Genomic DNA, 15895 nt, shown 5'->3' on the forward strand with positions numbered 1-15895 from the left:
CCCGGGACGCTAGCCGGGGCACGGGCGCAGGCAGGGGGCGCATTTCGAAAGGTGCTGGAATATGACGCAGAGATGTTCCTGAACGATCGCACCCTGCTCGAACGTGTGCACCACGACGTCATGCCCGTCAGTGAGGGATCATCCGGAACATGAGCGACGACCACACACATGTCCAGGAGTTCTTCACCGCCCGCGCCGCCGACTGGGACAGCCGGTTCCCCGACGACGGCCCCGCCTACGCTGCCGCGGTGGCCGGTCTCGGGCTGCGCGAGGGCGATCGCGTACTCGACGCGGGCTGCGGCACGGGACGCGCCCTGCCGCCGCTGCGGGCGGCCGTGGGGCCATCGGGAGTGGTTGTCGGGGCCGATCTGACCCCGGCCATGCTGGAGGCCGCCGTACGGGCCGGGCGGGACCGGGACGGACAGCTGCTGCTCGCCGACGTCACCGCGCTGCCGCTGCGCCCGGCGTCACTCGACGCCGTGTTCGGGGCGGGCCTCGTCTCCCATCTGCCCCGCCCGGTCGAGAATCTGCGGGAGTTGGCACGGGTGGTGCGGCCCGGCGGCGTGCTGGCCCTGTTCCACCCGATCGGCAGGGCGGCGCTCGCGGCCCGTCAGGGCCGGCAGATCACGCCGGACGATCTGCGTGCCGAGCCCAACCTCCGTCCCCTGCTGGCCGGTTCCGGCTGGCGCATGACGTCGTACGTCGACGAGGACAACCGGTTCCTGGCACTGGCGGTCCGCGAGACCTGACCCCTCAGCCGCGCCCCGGGACCGCCGCCACGCGCGCGTGGGCGCCGTCGGCGAGGGTGCCCTCCTCGTAGGAGGTGATCCAGCCGCTCCCCGCGGTGTGCGGTGGGAAGGCGTCAAGGCCGGCCTCCGTGAGGACCGGTCGGGAGACGAGGCCGGGCCGCCCGTGGGCGAGCACGATGGCGGCAGCTCCGGGCTGTGCGCGATCAGCTCGGCGCCCGTCAGTCCGGCCGTGACCAGGGCCGACGTCCGGGCAGTTCACGAACAGACTGCGCCGGCTGTGCTGACCGTCGCCCGCGCCACGTCCCAGGCCGAGCACCTCCATGGGCGCTGCCCCGGCCGCGGGAACACCCGGCTCACTCGGCGGGTGATTCGTCCAGGTGCCGTACCGGGCAGCCCCGCACGCCGGGGACCGGGCGCGTGCCCAGCTCGTCCAGCCGGTAGCCGTTCGGGTAGCCCTTGATCTCCCAGTTCTGCCGGGCGTGGTGCGGTGCGCGGCGCGGCGGCATCAGACGGACGGCCCGTCCGCGCAGCCATACGGCTCGGCGGACGAGGGTGCGAGTGACGGGGCCCGGAGGTGCGTAGCGGAAGGCCCCAAGGAGTGGCTCGTCGAGCAGAGCGAGCGTCGAGGTGCGCAGGAGCGGCGCGAGCGGCCTCGGGTACCACGAGGCCATCAGGGAGAGCGTCGCGTCCGAGACCCGACGCGCCTGTTCGTCCCATCCGAAATGGGCCTCTTCGTAGGCGTCGAGGCAGGCCTCGAACTCCTCGTAGGAGCCGGGGATGTCCTTGATGCCCATGTGCCGCCCCAGAGTGCGGTAGTGGACCGCGGAGGCGACGATCTCGTGGCGCGACAGCCGGCGCCATCCGTACGCGTCGATCCAGCGCTTGGGCATCACGACGAACGTGCACAGCACGTACCGCATGTCGTCGTTGCCGATGTCGTAGCCGCGGTGCATCTGATTGATGCGGCGAATCGCCGTGCGGCCCTGTTCGCTGTCGAAGCCGTGTTCGACGACGGCGTCGAGGAGCAGCGAGGTGTCGTCGTAGCGTTTCTGCGTCCGGTCCGTGAGCTCGGCCGTCTCGGCGAGCAGCCGGCCGATGCCCGGCACGGCGTAGGTGCGGTAGAGGGCCAGTTCGAGGGCTCGGGTGAAGTCCCAGGGGAACTCGTACGCCGAAGTGAGCCGGTAGATCTCCCAGGCCTCTTTCTCCGGGTCCATCCGCCGGATCTGCCGGAGTCGCTCGAAGCGCTTCACCGCGCCGCCCCCCCTTCTGCCGCCGAAGCTCCAACTCTACGTTGAGCGGCAGGAGATGGACGACGAGCCAGGCAACCACGCAGGGGGAAGGCGGTCAGCATGTTCGGCAGGGTCCGCAAGTCCTGCCCCAGGTTCCTCGACTCATTGCGCGCCGAGGCGGACACCACCCGGAACGCACGTGCGCACAATCTGTTCGATGCCGCCGCGGCATACGTCTCGGCCTGTGCGGAGGACGACCGGGAGCAGATCGACGAGGCGGCCGGACGGGTGTCGCCGGAAGCGCTGTCCTCCGGAGTGAGCGAGCCGGCGTGGGGGGCCGTCATCGCCCCCGCGCGGGAGCGTGACGAGTCACCGCGTACCGTGGCGCGGGCGCTGCTCGGACTGCCGACGGCCTGAGGCGGCGCGCGGCAGGTGGCCGTTTTCGCCCCATCGAGTCAGAAAACTGCAGCTCCGGGTGTGCTTCGCAGTCGTGACAAGCACCTTCCCGGCGCACTAGGGTGCGCGCCGTTGGACCAATGATGGGGAGGCTGGGATGGCCGGGACGGACGAGGAAGCCGTCGCCGCCGCGGACGACGCGCTCTATGTGCTCACGGCGGTACTGCTGACGCCGGCGAAGTTCCCGAGTGTGCTGGGCGACGACTATCCGGAGGCCTGTGCGGCGCTGGGTCTCGCGCCGCTGGCCGACGGGTACGGCCTGGTGCTCGGCCAGGACGGCGAGGGCGCCAGGTGGACGGTCGCCATCGACGACGTCTCGCTGGTCGCCGTCGCCATCGCCTCCTGGGACTGCGGCATGGAGTACGAGCTGTCGCCGGACGAGCGCACGGTCGTCGCAGCCCTGCCCGGATGGCCCCTGGATGTCGCCGTCGCGGCCCCCGGGGTGCCCGCCCCGCACGATCCCGGCCCCGAGGTCGCGGACCGTGTCCCGCTGTCGCCGCCGGACACCACCACGTGGGGCCCGGCCCAGCGGCGTATGGGAGCCGACGAGATCGCGCGCCAGTGGGTCACGTGGCGGGAGCAGCTCAGCGATGCCGATTTCCTGAGCCCGGGCGACGGGCTCGCCGGGGCCGCACAAGGCGCGGACAGGGCCGAACAGGACAAGAAGGGCATCAGTCCCGTCCGGCGGGTCCTCGCGGAGGCACGCGCCTACGTGGACACCCCGCCACCGCTCGGCCGTGTCCGGTCCTCCTTCGCGTCGGGTGACGCGCGGACCCTGCGCGCGGACGGCCCCGGCTGGTCGCTCGTGGCCAGGACCGACGACATCGCGTTCGTCCTCCTCGACGACGAGCCCGGAGAGGTCCTGCCGGTGGGCCGAGGGCCCGAACTGCCAGGTCTGCTGGAGGCGCTCGACAAGATGGCCGTACGTCCGAGTTGACCTGTCTGACGCAGGGTTTTGGTGCGGGGCTTCATCTCGCGCCCTGTCTTCAGCCCCCATGCGGCGGTGTCATCCCATGTGGTTCCAACCCATGGATGAGGCGGATGCCCGGACCTGACGATGGGGCGGTTTCGGCACCGCTCCCCTGTCGGCTGCGGTGCCCCCTCTCGCGCCCTGGAGGCCGTCATGCGTCTGTTCCACCGTGTTCCGCTCATGGCCGCGCTACTGGCGGCAGGAACTCTCGTCTGGCCCGCCTCTGCCGATGCCACGGTCGTCGACGACAGCTCCCGTCACTGCGCGCACCAGGAGCGGGTACACGTGCCGGGCGCGGCCTTCCAGCAGAGCGCCTGCCTGCCTGACCTGACCACGACCGGGCTCGCCGGCACCCCGTACACCGACATGGCCGACCAGGCGGGGCTGACGGCCAAAGCCACGCGCACGCCGTCCGGAGTGCCCGGCGTGCAGATCGACGGGTATTTCCCGGACTCCTCGCACTTCAACGCGACGCACGGCTGGCGGCACGACGCGCAGTTCGTGATCCGGCTGCCGGACCGCTGGAACGGCGGTCTGGTCGTCACGGGCGCACCGGGCACTCGCAGGCAGTACGCGACGGACACGGCGATCTCCGACCAGGCGCTGGCGGCCGGCTACGCGTACGCCGCGACCGACAAGGGCAACAACGGGGCCGACTTCTACCGCGACGGTGCCCGGCCCGGCGACGCGGTGGCCGAGTGGAACGCGCGCGCCACTCAGCTCACCCGGGCGGCCAAGCGGGCGGTTGCCCAGCGCTACGGGCGCACCCCGCGCCGCACGTACATGACCGGCATCTCCAACGGTGGCTACCTCACCCGCTGGCAGCTCGAGAACCACCCGGAGCTGTACGACGGCGGCGTGGACTGGGAAGGCGCACTGTGGACCGCCGAGGGCCCGAACCTGCTGACCTCCCTGCCCGCGGCCGTGGCGCGGGGACTCGGCTCCGGACGGGACGACGACCTGTACGCGGTGGGGTTCGCGCAAGGGTCGGAGTTTCTGTGGCCGTACCACGAGAAGGCCTACTGGGGCGTCACGCAGAAGATCTACCGCGCCGAATTCGATCCGTCGTACGACACCGACTGCCCGGGCACGTCCGCCGGTAGCACTCCCGAGCAGATTCTGGCGCCGTGCGCCGCCGACGCGGTGTACGACTACGCGTCGCGCCCCGCCTCCGTGCGGCGCGCGGTGGCGCGGGTGGCGCTGACCGGACGCATCGGCAGGCCGCTGATCACGCTTCACGGCGACCTGGACGCACTGCTGCCGAAGGCCGCCGACTCGGATGTCTACACACGCATGGTCGACTCGGGCGGACGCGGTCGGCTGCACCGCTACTACACGATCCAGGGCGGCACGCACGTCGATGGTCTGTACGACACCTTTCCGGACCGGCTGCGGCCGATCCTGCCCTGCTACCGGTCGGCGTTCGACTCCCTTGTCGCGTGGGTGGAGCACGGCGTCCGGCCGCCCGCGGACCATGTGGTCGGCAGGCCCGCGAGCGGCGACGTGGTCGGCTCGTGCCGGCTGGCCGACCGAGCCGCGTCGGCGCGCTAGCGCGTCAGCGGCCGAGCTCCTTGCGCGTGACGCGGCGCAGCCTGCGCCGCTGTGAGGGGTCGAGCGTGAGGTACGCGGCCGCCGGGACTCCCAGGATTATCAGGAGCGCGGCCCACCAGGGCAGCCAGATCAGCAGGATGAGCCCGGCCGCCACACCCCCTGCGGCGATCTTGGCGTTCTTCGACATCTGCGTCGCCTCCTTCGCGGCCACTGCCGCTCTCTGTCCAGAGAAACGGGCCCGCGTCTCCCGTGGTTCCTCACCGCGACCCTGAGACATCCCTGATTCGCCCCGGAGACGTCCTGGGGTGCTGCACGGTCGACGGCGTGCCCGGGAAGATCGAGGGCGTCGCGCGCGTGGACCACGACACGCTGGCCCTCATCAACGACAACGACTTCGGCATGACGACGGCGCGGGCGCGTTCGACGCGCGGGGGCGGCTGGCCGACAGCGGCGTGGAGACGACGGTGACCTACGTGCGGCTGCCGCGCGGCATCTGATCCCGTGGCCGCCCTACGGCAGCACGTCGTCCGCCAGGGACGGGATCAGCGATTCGAGATCACTCGGCAGGTCGCCGGGCAGTTCGCTGGGGAACTGTGACGGCACGCTGGTGGGCAGCTCCGTCGGGATGCCCAGGGAGGGGCGGGTCGAGCTGCTTGTGCTCGCGCCGCTCTCCGCAGGCGACTTCTCGTCCGGCGAGTCGCCTCTCCCGGAGGCCATCAGCACCACGGCGACGACAGCCGTCGCGGCCACGATCGCCGCGAGCAGGACGAAGAGCGGGTTCCGGCGCCTGTCCGGGCAGTGACCCGGCGGGCCCGGCGCCCAGCCCTCGTACGAGGGCGGAGGCGGTCCGAAGTCGCCGCCCGGAGGCGGCGTGTCCCCCGGTGGCCCGGGCGGCTGAGGCGGTACGGGCGGGATGGCCATGCTGTCAAGCGTGGCCTCGGAGCGCGCATGTCGCGACCCACGCACGGAAGTTGATACGGACTCATGCCATGGATCGCATGATTACGGAGCTTTCCGCGCGGAGACTGTTCGATCTGCGGGCCACGGGCCGTCGTTCCCTCGCCTCGCAGACTGGCCGGCGGCACGCACGCGCACGTGCGCTCAGCCGCGCGCACCAAGCAGGTGGTCCATCGCCAGCTGGTCGAGGCGCTCGAAGGCCATCCCACGCGCGGCGGCCGCCTCGACGTCGAACTCCTCGAAGGCCGCACGGTCCGCGAGCAGCGCCTTCAGGCCGTCCGCCGCCGTCGGCTGCGCCAGCTCGTCCAGACGCGAGGCGCGCAGGGCTGCCTGTACCTCCGGGTCGGCGCGGAAGGCGGCCGCACGCTCCTTGAGGATCAGGTAGTTGCGCATGCAGCCCCTCGCCGAAGCCCACACGCCGTCGAGGTCCTCGGTCCGTGGCGGCTTGAAGTCGAAGTGCTTCGGGCCCGCGTAACCGGCGTTTTCCAGAAGATCGACCAGCCAGAAGGCCGCCCGCAGGTCCCCCGCGCCGAAGCGCAGGTCCTGGTCGTACTTGATGCCGGACTGGCCGTTGAGGTCGATGTGGAAGAGCTTTCCGGCCCACAGGGCCTGTGCGATGCCGTGCGGGAAGTTGAGCCCGGCCATCTGCTCGTGGCCGACCTCCGGGTTGACGCCGTACAGCTCCGGACGCTCCAGGCGCCCGATGAACGCCAGCGCGTGGCCGACGGTGGGCAGCAGGATGTCCCCGCGCGGCTCGTTCGGCTTGGGCTCGATCGCGAAGCGCAGGTCGTAGCCCTGCTCGGTCACGTACTCGCCGAGGAGGTCGAAGGCTTCCTTCATGCGGTCAAGGGCCACGCGCACGTCCTTGGCGGCGCCGGACTCCGCACCCTCGCGGCCGCCCCAGGCGACGTAGATCTTCGCGCCGAGCTCGACCGCCAGGTCGATGTTGCGGATCGTCTTGCGCAGGGCGTAGCGGCGCACGTCGCGGTCGTTGGCGGTGAACGCGCCGTCCTTGAAGACGGGATGCGTGAAGAGGTTGGTGGTGGCCATCGGCACGGTCATGCCGGTCGCGTCGAGAGCCTCGCGGAAGCGCTTGATGTGCCCCTCGCGCTCGGTGTCCGTGGATCCGGAGGGGATCAGATCGTCGTCGTGGAAGGTCACGCCGTAGGCGCCGAGCTCGGCCAGACGCTGCACCGTCTCGACCGGGTCGAGGGCGCGGCGGGTGGCGTCGCCGAACGGGTCCCTTCCACGCCAGCCGACGGTCCACAGGCCGAAGGTGAACCTGTCCTCGGGGGTGGGCTGGTAGTTCATGCCGCGGCTCCTTGCTTGCTCCGACTATTTCGTCATGGCCGTTTACAAATTAGTATGCGGTCGCGTCTCTGGAAAGAGACAAGATGTCCTCGAAGGGGTGACGTTCTGGTCGCCGCTGCCTGGGCACACCGGAAAACACCAGGTCAGATCCCGCGAGCCGCGGAAAAGGGAGAGCCCGATGTCAGCAGCCGAGGGTCCGCTCGTGGTCGGCGTGGACACGTCCACCCAGTCCACCAAGGCGCTGGTCGTCGACGCGTCCACCGGACAGGTCGTCGCGAGCGGCCACGCGCCGCACACCGTCTCGTCCGGGGCCGGCCGGGAGAGCGACCCGCGCCAGTGGTGGGACGCCCTGTGCGAGGCGCTGCGCCAGTGCGGCGACGCGGCACACGAGGCCGCGGCGGTGTCGATCGGCGGCCAGCAGCACGGCCTCGTCACCCTGGACGCCCGGGGCGAGCCGGTACGTCCGGCCCTGCTGTGGAACGACGTGCGCTCGGCACCACAGGCCCGCCGCCTGGTCGAGGAGCTGGGCGGCCCGAAGGCCTGGGCGGAGCGCACCGGAAGCGTGCCGGGCCCGTCCTTCACGGTCACGAAGTGGGCCTGGCTGGCCGAGAACGAGCCGGAGGCGATCCGGGCCACCAAGGCCGTACGCCTCCCCCACGACTACCTCACCGAGCGCCTGACGGGACAGGGCACGACCGACCGCGGCGACTCCTCGGGCACCGGCTGGTGGGCGTCGGCGACCGAGTCGTACGACGACGACATCCTCGCGCGCGTGGCCCTCGATCCCGCGCTGCTGCCCCGCGTGGTCCGGCCCGGCGAGGTGGCCGGCACCGTGCGCGACAGCCACGACCTGCCGTTCTCCAAGGGCACCCTGGTCGCCGCCGGCACCGGCGACAACGCCGCCGCCGCGCTGGGGCTCGGCCTGCGCCCCGGCACCCCGGTGCTCAGCCTCGGCACGTCAGGCACGGTGTACGCCGTCGCGAAACGGCGCCCCACCGACCCGAGCGGCACCGTGGCGGGCTTCGCCGACGCCCGCGGGGACTGGCTGCCGCTGGCCTGCACCCTGAACTGCACACTCGCCGTCGACCACGTCGCGGCCCTGCTGGGTCTCGGCCGCGAGGCCGTGGAGCCCACCGCAGGGGTCACCCTCCTGCCCTACCTGGACGGCGAGCGCACCCCCGCTCTGCCCAGTGCCTCCGGACTGCTGTACGGGCTGCGCCACGACACGACAGGCGGCCAGCTCCTTCAGGCCGCCTACGACGGCGCCGTCCACTCCCTGCTGGGCGCGCTCGACCTGGTCCTCGACGAGGACGCGGACCCGTCGGCCCCGCTGCTTCTGATCGGCGGCGGTGCACGGGGCACGGCCTGGCAGCAGACCGTACGGCGGCTGTCCGGGCGCCCCGTACAGGTTCCCGAGGCCAAGGAACTGGTCGCGCTCGGTGCGGCGGCGCAGGCGACGGGCCTTCTGACCGGCGAGGATCCGGCCGCGGTCGCCAGGCGCTGGAAAACGGCCGACGGACCGGTGCTCGACGCGGTGGAGCGCGACGAGGCGACGCTGGCAAGGATCGCCGGGGTACTCTCCGACGCGGCCCCGCTGCTTGAGCGCGGGACGGACACGCGCTGACGGACACCTACCGAGGACTGACCTGGCATGACGGCACCGCTGCACGAGGCACACCCGGCCGGTCCGGGCCGCGCGCTGCCCGACACCCAGCAGGGCATGCGCCGCCGCAACCTCGCCCGGGTGATGCACACCGTCAGAGCCGAAGGGGCGCTCTCCCGTGCCGCCGTCGCCTCCCGCATAGGTCTGACACGTGCGGCCGTGTCGACCCTGGTGGACGAACTCATCCGCTCGGGTCTGCTCGAGGAGCTGGGACCCGAGCGGCCCGGCCGGGTGGGCAGGCCCGGGTCGGCGCTCGCGGTCAGCAGGCACGGTCCGGCCGGCATCGGCGCCGAGATCGGCGTCGATCACCTCTCGGTCTGCGCGGTCGACCTGCGCGGTGAGGTGCGGGCCAGGGCGGTGCGCCACGGAGCGAACCGCGGCCGTTCCCCCGAACCGGTGATCGAGGAGCTGACCGGGCTGGTGCGCCGGGTCGTCGCCGAGGCGGGGGGCCAGGGCCTGTGGCCCGCCGGGCTCGCCGTGGCGGTGCCCGGCCTGGTGGCACGCGACGCCCGGACGGTCGTACGCGCCCCGAACCTCGACTGGCGCGACACCGATCTGGGCGGTCTGCTCCCTGTCGGCTTCCCGCTGACCGTGGACAACGAGGCCAACTTCGGTGCCCTGGCCGAACTCTGGCTCGGGGAGGGCACGCCGCGCGACTTCCTGCACGTGTCGGCGGAGATCGGCATCGGTGCGGCGGTCGTCGTGGCCGGGGGGTTGCTGCGCGGAACGCGTGGGTTCGCGGGTGAGCTGGGGCACGTACCGGTCCGTCCGGACGGGCCCGAGTGCCCTTGCGGCGGACGTGGGTGTCTGGAGCAGTACGCCGGTGAGGAGGCGGTGCTGCGCGCGGCCGGTCTGGGGCCGGGCGAGGACCGTGTCGGACTGCTCGCGGGGCGTGCCGCGGACGGCGACGAGGACGTGCGACGGGCGCTGCACGACGCGGGAGAAGCGCTCGGCATCGCACTGACCGGGGCGGTCAACCTGCTGGACCCCGAAGGCGTCGTGCTCGGCGGTGCGCTGTCCGGGCTCTCGCCCTGGCTGCTGCCGTCCCTGCAGGCCGAGTTGGCCCGGCGCACCGCGGGTCCGGCCTGTCCGGTGACCGTGTCGCGGCTGGGGCCCGAGGGTCCTCTGCTGGGTGCGGCGCACTCGGTGGTACGGGGCGTGCTGGACGATCCGGCCGCGGTGGCCGAACGGGCCTGACGCAGAGGCCCGCAGACCGGAGTGCCTCCGTCTCCCGAACGGCTCTCCCGCTCCCTCGATCGGGTGGGCGAGTTTTCCACAATCCCGTGGCCATCCACGGAAGCACGCGTCGCACGTCTGCCCAACCCGCAGGCTCCGTACCGTGATTCACGCCAGGCGCGCCCGCAGTGTCCAGCCCAGGGTGGGCGGTTCAGCGAGATGGACGCCTATCGGTTCGCAACCCAGAACGCCGAACCGCCGTTGGCCACCGTGTGCGACTCCGACTACACCTGCGTGGCCAGGCTCCGCAAAGAGCGGCTCCCCGCGCGCGAGACGCACCGCGGGCTGCACGCGCCGCTGAGTGGAACCGCGGCCGCCCCAGAGCGCTGAGCAAGCTCACCCCCCGCTCTGCAGGGCGGCCCCTTGCTCAACGGCGCTGTCTCCTCGCCGAGCAGGCTCCCCCCACCGTTTCGAGAGGCAATCGTTCATGGAACGCGCACGACCGCACCTCAACAGGCGACGGCTTCTGAAAGGCGCCGCGCTCGCCGCCGTCCCGTACTCCTTGCTCCCCGACGCACGGGCCGGGGCCCGGACCGTCGACTATCCGGCGGCCGAGTGGCAGGCGGCGAGTACGTCGAACTACACGGCGTCCGACCGCCCCGTCTCCCGCCCCGTCGATCGCGTGATCATCCACGTGACCCAGGAGACGTACGCCGGCACGCTGTCCATCTTCCGCAACCCGGACAAGAAGGTGTCCGCGCACTATGTCGTCCGCTCGGCCGACGGGCACGTGGCGCAGTGCGTCCCCGAGGCCGCCGTCGCCTGGCACGCCGGGAACTGGGACTACAACACACGCAGCATCGGCATCGAGCACGAGGGGTGGGTGGACCGGCCCGACTGCTTCACCGACGCTCTGTACGAACAGTCGGCGAGGCTCACGGCGGCTGTCTGCACGAAGTACGGCATCCCGAGGGACCGGGCCCACATCATCGGGCACTACGAAGTACCGGGGACGGATCACACCGACCCCGGACCCGACTGGGACTGGGTCCGCTACGTGAGGCTGGTCAACTTCGTGTGACCGAAAGGTTGTCCACGCCCACACCCGGAGTGACGATGTCCCGAGCAGCATCGCCTTCCGGGAGGTCGCGTTGACCGATCCATGGGTGGCCCTCGAGCCGGGAGCCGACCCCGCCGAACGGGTACGGGTACTGCGCCGCGCGCACGAGACGTTCACCGAGGTGGGCACCGTTCCGCGGCCGGTCCGTTCCGTGGTGGCCGACTCGTGGCGGCGTTCCGCACGGGCCGGCGTCGGCCCCGACGGCACCGCGAGCGTGGAACTCGCCGACGGTGACCTCGGCGCGTACCGTGCCGAGCACCCGTTGGCGCGGGTGATGCCGCTGTTCCGCGAACTCATGGGCACATTCGCGGCCGACGGAGCGCACCTCCTCGCGGTGTGCGACGCGCACGCCAGGCTGCTGTGGGTCGAAGGCCACCCGACGACCCGCCTGCGGGCGGGGCGGATGAACTTCGTACCGGGTGCGCGGTGGGCCGAGACCGCGGTGGGGACGAACGCGCCGGGCACGGCCGTCGCCGTCGACCGGCCGGTGCAGGTCTTCGCGGCCGAGCACTTCATACGCCGGGTACAGCCTTGGACGTGTACGGCGGCCCCCGTGCACGATCCGCGTACCGGTCGGGTGCTCGGTGCCGTGGACCTCACCGGCGGGGACGGGCTCGCGCATCCGCACAGCCTGGGTTTCGTACAGGCCGTGGCACGGGCCGCCGAGTCCCAGCTCGCGCTGCTCGCACCCGAGAGGCACGCGGCCGACGCGCCCGAGCTGACCGCGCTGGGCCGCGACGAGGCCCTCTTCCGCGTCGGCGGCCGCTCCATCAGGCTCAGCCGCCGGCACAGCGAGATCCTGGTGCTGCTGACCCGCCACCGGGAGGGTCTGACCGGCGACGAGCTGCTGTGCGCGCTGTACGAGGACGAGTCGGTGACGCCGGTGACGCTGCGGGCCGAACTGGCCCGGCTGCGCCGGATCCTCACCCCCGGTCTGCTGGCCTCGCGGCCCTACCGGCTCACGGCGCCGGTCGAGACCGATGTCGATGTGGTCGAGAGGCGGCTGGAGACCGGTGCGGTGACGGCGGCGGCCACGGCGTACCCGGGCCCTCTGCTGCCCGCATCCCGGGCCCCGGCGGTGGTACGGCTCAGACGGCGTCTGGCCGACGGGCTGCGTATGGCGCTGATCGCCCGCCGGGATCCCGACCTGCTGGCGGACTGGGCGCACGCCGTGTGGGGTGAGGACGACCTCGACGTTTGGCGGGCGCTCGCCGCGGTGCGGCCGACAGCCGCGGTACGGTCCCGCCTCGCCGCACTGGAGGCGGAACTGGCGGCACCGGCGGCTTGGCCGCGTTCCTCTGACCGCTGACCGACGCCCGGCCCGTTGCCCTCTGCCCCTTCGGCCCGCAACGTACCTGCAACCTCCCGTTCCCTAGCCTCGCGCCGAGAGCTGCCCAACGGCGGGCAGAGCTTCTGAAGGAGGCCCATCAGCATGACCCGTTACGCGGCGCCCGGCACCGAGGGTGCGATCGTCTCCTACCAGGCGCGCTACGACCACTTCATCGGCGGGGAGTACGTGCCGCCGGCCCGCGGGCAGTACTTCGAGAACCCCTCTCCGGTGACCGGGCAGCCGTTCACCGAGGTCGCGCGGGGCACGGCGGAGGACGTGGAGCGGGCCCTCGACGCCGCGCACGCCGCCGCCCCGGCGTGGGGCCGCACGTCGGTGACCGAGCGTTCCGACATCCTGCTCAGGATCGCCGACCGCATGGAGGCGCACCTCGAACCCCTGGCGGTCGCCGAGAGCTGGGAGAACGGCAAGCCGGTGCGCGAGACGCTGGCGGCCGACATCCCGCTCGCCATCGACCACTTCCGCTACTTCGCGGGGGTGATCCGCGCCCAGGAGGGTTCGCTCGGCGAGGTCGACGACGACACGGTGGCGTACCACTTCCACGAGCCGCTCGGCGTGGTCGCGCAGATCATCCCGTGGAACTTCCCCCTTCTCATGGCGACCTGGAAGCTCGCGCCCGCGCTCGCCGCGGGCAACGCGGTCGTCATCAAGCCCGCCGAGCAGACTCCGGCCTCCATCCACTACTGGATGGGCCTGATCGCGGACCTGCTCCCGCCCGGCGTGGTGAACATCGTCAACGGCTTCGGCGTGGAGGCCGGCAAGCCGCTCGCGTCCAGTCCGCGGGTGGCGAAGGTCGCCTTCACCGGCGAGACCACGACGGGGCGGCTGATCATGCAGTACGCCTCGGAGAACATCAAGCCCGTCACCCTGGAGCTCGGCGGCAAGTCACCGAACATCTTCTTCGACGACGTGTGGGCGAAGGACGACGACTTCCGTGACAAGGCGCTCGAGGGCTTCACCATGTTCGCCCTCAACCAGGGCGAGGTGTGCACCTGTCCGTCGCGGGCGCTGGTCCAGCGCGGCCACTACGCCGAGTTCCTCGAGGCGGCCGTCGCCCGCACCGAGCTGATCAGGCCGGGCCATCCCCTCGACACCGACACGATGATCGGCGCCCAGGCCTCCAACGACCAGCTGGAGAAGATCCTCTCCTACCTGGACATCGGCCGACAGGAGGGTGCCCGGGTTCTCACGGGCGGCGAACGCGTCGAATACGACGGCGAGTTGAAGGGTGGCTACTACGTTCAGCCGACCATCTTCGAGGGCGACAACCGCATGCGGATCTTCCAGGAGGAGATCTTCGGACCGGTGGTCTCCGTGACGTCGTTCGACGGCTTCGACGACGCCATGAAGATGGCCAACGACACCCTCTACGGCCTCGGGGCGGGTGTGTGGACGCGGGACATCAACACCGCGTACCGCGCGGGCCGCACGATCCAGGCGGGCCGCGTGTGGACGAACTGCTACCACGCCTACCCGGCGCACGCGGCGTTCGGCGGCTACAAGCAGTCCGGGATCGGCCGGGAGACGCACAAGATGATGTTGGAGCACTACCAGCAGACGAAGAACCTCCTGGTGTCGTACTCGCCGAAGAAGCTGGGCTTCTTCTAGACATGGGAAAGGGCGCCTGACGAGGCAAGATACCCGTCAGGCGCGCTCCGCAGCGCACGGCTAGGTCCCCTGAGTCGCCGTCCGCAGCGCACCGCTTGGTCCCGCTGAGTCGCCCTCCGCGTCGCCCATCGGCGCCTCCCACCGCTGCATGGACTCCTCGATCAGCCGGTCCGCATGGTTGCGCGCTTCGGCCAGGAACTTGGCGTGGTAGCGGAAGAGGACCTGGATGCTTTGTCCGGCTCGGCGCGCGCACTCGGCAGGGTCGACTCCGGAGGCCAACCAGAACGAGATGCCGGCGTGGCGCAGGTCGTAGGGACGCTTCGCCGGCGGGCCCTGGCTTGCGGCCCCGGTCGGCGTGCCTGATCACCGACTCGGCTGCCGAGTGTGAGCGGCCGGGCCGGCGAAAATCGGCGTCCTGGCCCGGGAAGGCCGGGGCAGGCACACGGACGTGGCTGCCACACGGCATCAGAAGCCGGGCCCCGACCGGCTCATCGGCGTTGCCACTCCTCTGCGAGGAGTTGGTAGGAGCGCACCCGGTCGGGGTGGTCGTGCGTGATGGTGGTGATGATCAGTTCGTCGGCAGCGGTGGCCTCCTGCAGTTGTTCGAGCTGGTCGGCGACGCGCTGCGGAGAGCCGACGAACTGGGTGTCGACGCGGTCTGCGACCAGTGCGCGGTCGGCTTCGGTCCAGACGTGGGTGCGGGCCTGCTCCGGGGTCGGGAAGGGGATGGCGCCCTCGGCGGTGCGGATGCTGCGGACCCACGGGCCGTAGCCGGTGGCCAGTTCGCGGGCGGTCTCGTCGTCCTCGGCGACGACGACGTCGGCGGAGACGCTGACGTAGGGCTTGTCGAGGGGGCCGGACGGCTGGAACGCGGCGCGGTAGCTCTCGGCTGCCTCCAGTACGGTGGCCGGGCTGACGTGGTAATTGGCCGCGAAGCGCAGGCCGTTGCGGCCCGCGACGTCGGCACTCTGCCCGCCGCTGCTGCCGAGGATCCATACCTGCACCTCGGCACCCTCGCCGGGGATGGCGTGCGCTTCGATCCCGTCCGCGGAGCGGTAGTCGCCGCGCAGCAGCGCGAGTAGGCCGTCGACCTGCTCGCCGTAGTCCTGGGGGACGGCGCCGGGTTGGTGCAGGAGCTGCTGCTGGAGCAGGAATCGGGGAGAGCCGATCAGGTGCTCGGGGGAGAACCGTGGCGGGATCTTCAGCCCGTTGGGGGCGTGCCCGTCGACGACGGGGGTCGTGGTCGGCCGGGGCCCTGCCGTCCGTCCGGGGGGACGTCCGCCCGAGCGGCCGAGGCCCAGGTCGAGTCGCCCGGGATGCAGGGCGTCGATCAGCCCGAACTCCTCGACTGTGGACAGGGCGGTGCGGTGACCGAGCTGTACGGCCCCGGATCCGATCCTGATCGTGGAGGTGGCGGAGGCGGTCAGGGCCAGTACGACGGCTGGAGAGGTGCCGGCCACGCCTGGGTTGAGGTGGTGCTCGGCGAACCAGTAGCGGGTGTAGCCGAACCGCTCGGTCTGCTGGGCGAGGTCGATGGTGTTGCGCAGCGCCTCTGCGGCGGTTGAGCCGGACGAGATCGGGACGAGGTCGAGGACTCCGAGAGGGATGCCGGACATGCTCTGGTGTTGCTCCTCAGCGGTCGGTGGGCGCGGGTGCGCACGCGGACTCGGGCTCGGACTCGGACTCGGGCTCGGGCTCGGGCTCGGACTCGGACTAGGGCTCGGATTCGGATTCGGATTCGGATTCGAGCGAGGCAT

At 71.7% G+C, this 15895-nt stretch carries 17 protein-coding genes and 1 pseudogene; 11 read left to right on the forward strand and 7 right to left on the reverse strand.

Translation table 11 applies throughout. The features are described 5' to 3' along the window. Window positions 1–149 precede the first annotated feature (149 nt). Complete coding sequence (locus tag ACZ562_RS22190; protein ID WP_471181770.1) at window positions 150–749, forward strand: class I SAM-dependent methyltransferase; 600 nt, start codon at window positions 150–152, stop codon at window positions 747–749. Window positions 750–753: 4 nt separating this feature from the next. Here ACZ562_RS22190 and ACZ562_RS22195 read toward each other — a convergent pair whose 3' ends face one another. Both ACZ562_RS22195 and ACZ562_RS22200 read right to left on the reverse strand, forming a co-directional pair. Beyond that, window positions 754–924, reverse strand: coding sequence for a hypothetical protein (locus ACZ562_RS22195; protein WP_471181773.1), 171 nt, complete (start codon window positions 922–924; stop codon window positions 754–756). A 178-nt stretch (window positions 925–1102) separates the two neighbouring features. Then, window positions 1103–1999: an oxygenase MpaB family protein gene (locus ACZ562_RS22200; protein WP_471181776.1), complete on the reverse strand. Its 897-nt coding sequence runs from the start codon at window positions 1997–1999 to the stop codon at window positions 1103–1105. Window positions 2000–2098: 99 nt separating this feature from the next. On the opposite strand from ACZ562_RS22200, the gene ACZ562_RS22205 reads away from it, so the two are divergent. The 3 genes from ACZ562_RS22205 (at window position 2099) to ACZ562_RS22215 (ending at window position 4955) form a co-directional block, all read left to right on the forward strand. Continuing rightward, window positions 2099–2395, forward strand: a complete 297-nt coding sequence (locus tag ACZ562_RS22205; protein WP_471181778.1) for a hypothetical protein — start codon at window positions 2099–2101, stop codon at window positions 2393–2395. 136 nt (window positions 2396–2531) lie between these two features. Then, window positions 2532–3371 (forward strand): hypothetical protein, encoded by an 840-nt coding sequence (locus tag ACZ562_RS22210; RefSeq protein WP_471181781.1) that lies wholly within the window; start codon window positions 2532–2534, stop codon window positions 3369–3371. A gap of 186 nt (window positions 3372–3557) precedes the next feature. Then, entirely contained in the window at window positions 3558–4955 is a 1398-nt protein-coding gene (locus ACZ562_RS22215) for a tannase/feruloyl esterase family alpha/beta hydrolase (RefSeq protein WP_471181783.1), read from the forward strand. A gap of 4 nt (window positions 4956–4959) precedes the next feature. Here the strand turns inward: ACZ562_RS22215 and ACZ562_RS22220 are convergent, their stop codons facing one another. Further along, a complete protein-coding gene (locus tag ACZ562_RS22220) occupies window positions 4960–5142 on the reverse strand; it encodes a hypothetical protein (protein ID WP_187827720.1) in 183 nt (60 codons plus the stop codon). 125 nt (window positions 5143–5267) lie between these two features. Between ACZ562_RS22220 and ACZ562_RS22225 the strand changes: the two are divergent. After that, a pseudogene (locus tag ACZ562_RS22225) lies at window positions 5268–5452 on the forward strand (esterase-like activity of phytase family protein); the annotation flags it as partial. A gap of 13 nt (window positions 5453–5465) precedes the next feature. On the opposite strand, the gene ACZ562_RS22230 reads toward ACZ562_RS22225, so the two are convergent. Next, window positions 5466–5876: a hypothetical protein gene (locus ACZ562_RS22230; protein WP_471181786.1), complete on the reverse strand. Its 411-nt coding sequence runs from the start codon at window positions 5874–5876 to the stop codon at window positions 5466–5468. 180 nt (window positions 5877–6056) lie between these two features. Next, the gene (xylA, locus tag ACZ562_RS22235; RefSeq protein ID WP_471181788.1) at window positions 6057–7223 is read right to left on the reverse strand and encodes a xylose isomerase; all 1167 of its coding nucleotides are present in this window, start codon (window positions 7221–7223) and stop codon (window positions 6057–6059) included. Window positions 7224–7401: 178 nt separating this feature from the next. Here xylA and xylB point away from each other — a divergent pair, with 178 nt between their 5' ends. The 6 genes from xylB to exaC all read left to right on the forward strand — a co-directional run bounded on the left by xylB (window position 7402) and on the right by exaC (window position 14138). After that, window positions 7402–8847 carry a xylulokinase gene (xylB, locus tag ACZ562_RS22240; protein WP_471181791.1) on the forward strand — a complete coding sequence of 482 codons (1446 nt, stop codon included), beginning with the start codon at window positions 7402–7404 and terminating at the stop codon, window positions 8845–8847. A gap of 27 nt (window positions 8848–8874) precedes the next feature. Further along, complete coding sequence (locus ACZ562_RS22245) at window positions 8875–10083, forward strand: ROK family protein (RefSeq protein WP_471181793.1); 1209 nt, start codon at window positions 8875–8877, stop codon at window positions 10081–10083. Window positions 10084–10281: 198 nt separating this feature from the next. Next, on the forward strand, window positions 10282–10452 hold the full coding sequence (locus tag ACZ562_RS22250; RefSeq protein WP_471181796.1) for a hypothetical protein: 171 nt from the start codon (window positions 10282–10284) through the stop codon (window positions 10450–10452). 97 nt (window positions 10453–10549) lie between these two features. Continuing rightward, on the forward strand, window positions 10550–11143 hold the full coding sequence (locus ACZ562_RS22255; RefSeq protein WP_471181799.1) for an N-acetylmuramoyl-L-alanine amidase: 594 nt from the start codon (window positions 10550–10552) through the stop codon (window positions 11141–11143). Between the two features lie 70 nt (window positions 11144–11213). Further along, entirely contained in the window at window positions 11214–12491 is a 1278-nt protein-coding gene (locus tag ACZ562_RS22260; protein ID WP_471181802.1) for a winged helix-turn-helix domain-containing protein, read from the forward strand. Window positions 12492–12614: 123 nt separating this feature from the next. Then, window positions 12615–14138 carry an acetaldehyde dehydrogenase ExaC gene (gene exaC / locus ACZ562_RS22265; RefSeq protein ID WP_471181805.1) on the forward strand — a complete coding sequence of 508 codons (1524 nt, stop codon included), beginning with the start codon at window positions 12615–12617 and terminating at the stop codon, window positions 14136–14138. Between the two features lie 60 nt (window positions 14139–14198). On the opposite strand, the gene ACZ562_RS22270 is transcribed toward exaC, so the two are convergent. After that, on the reverse strand, window positions 14199–14417 hold the full coding sequence (locus ACZ562_RS22270) for a hypothetical protein (RefSeq protein WP_471181808.1): 219 nt from the start codon (window positions 14415–14417) through the stop codon (window positions 14199–14201). A 209-nt stretch (window positions 14418–14626) separates the two neighbouring features. Beyond that, complete coding sequence (locus ACZ562_RS22275) at window positions 14627–15754, reverse strand: LLM class flavin-dependent oxidoreductase (RefSeq protein ID WP_471181811.1); 1128 nt, start codon at window positions 15752–15754, stop codon at window positions 14627–14629. Between the last annotated feature and the right edge of the window lie 141 nt (window positions 15755–15895).

The sequence above is a fragment of the Streptomyces sp. NPDC040410 genome (assembly GCF_055595715.1).

Coding starts and splice junctions, on each gene's coding strand:
- ACZ562_RS22190 (WP_471181770.1), top strand. CDS start 150: ATGAGCGACGACCACACACATGTCCAGGAGTTCTTCACCGCCCGCGCC.
- ACZ562_RS22205 (WP_471181778.1), top strand. CDS start 2,099: ATGTTCGGCAGGGTCCGCAAGTCCTGCCCCAGGTTCCTCGACTCATTG.
- ACZ562_RS22210 (WP_471181781.1), top strand. CDS start 2,532: ATGGCCGGGACGGACGAGGAAGCCGTCGCCGCCGCGGACGACGCGCTC.
- ACZ562_RS22215 (WP_471181783.1), top strand. CDS start 3,558: ATGCGTCTGTTCCACCGTGTTCCGCTCATGGCCGCGCTACTGGCGGCA.
- ACZ562_RS22220 (WP_187827720.1), bottom strand. CDS start 5,142: ATGTCGAAGAACGCCAAGATCGCCGCAGGGGGTGTGGCGGCCGGGCTC.
- ACZ562_RS22230 (WP_471181786.1), bottom strand. CDS start 5,876: ATGGCCATCCCGCCCGTACCGCCTCAGCCGCCCGGGCCACCGGGGGAC.
- xylA (WP_471181788.1), bottom strand. CDS start 7,223: ATGAACTACCAGCCCACCCCCGAGGACAGGTTCACCTTCGGCCTGTGG.
- xylB (WP_471181791.1), top strand. CDS start 7,402: ATGTCAGCAGCCGAGGGTCCGCTCGTGGTCGGCGTGGACACGTCCACC.
- ACZ562_RS22245 (WP_471181793.1), top strand. CDS start 8,875: ATGACGGCACCGCTGCACGAGGCACACCCGGCCGGTCCGGGCCGCGCG.
- ACZ562_RS22250 (WP_471181796.1), top strand. CDS start 10,282: ATGGACGCCTATCGGTTCGCAACCCAGAACGCCGAACCGCCGTTGGCC.
- ACZ562_RS22255 (WP_471181799.1), top strand. CDS start 10,550: ATGGAACGCGCACGACCGCACCTCAACAGGCGACGGCTTCTGAAAGGC.
- exaC (WP_471181805.1), top strand. CDS start 12,615: ATGACCCGTTACGCGGCGCCCGGCACCGAGGGTGCGATCGTCTCCTAC.
- ACZ562_RS22275 (WP_471181811.1), bottom strand. CDS start 15,754: ATGTCCGGCATCCCTCTCGGAGTCCTCGACCTCGTCCCGATCTCGTCC.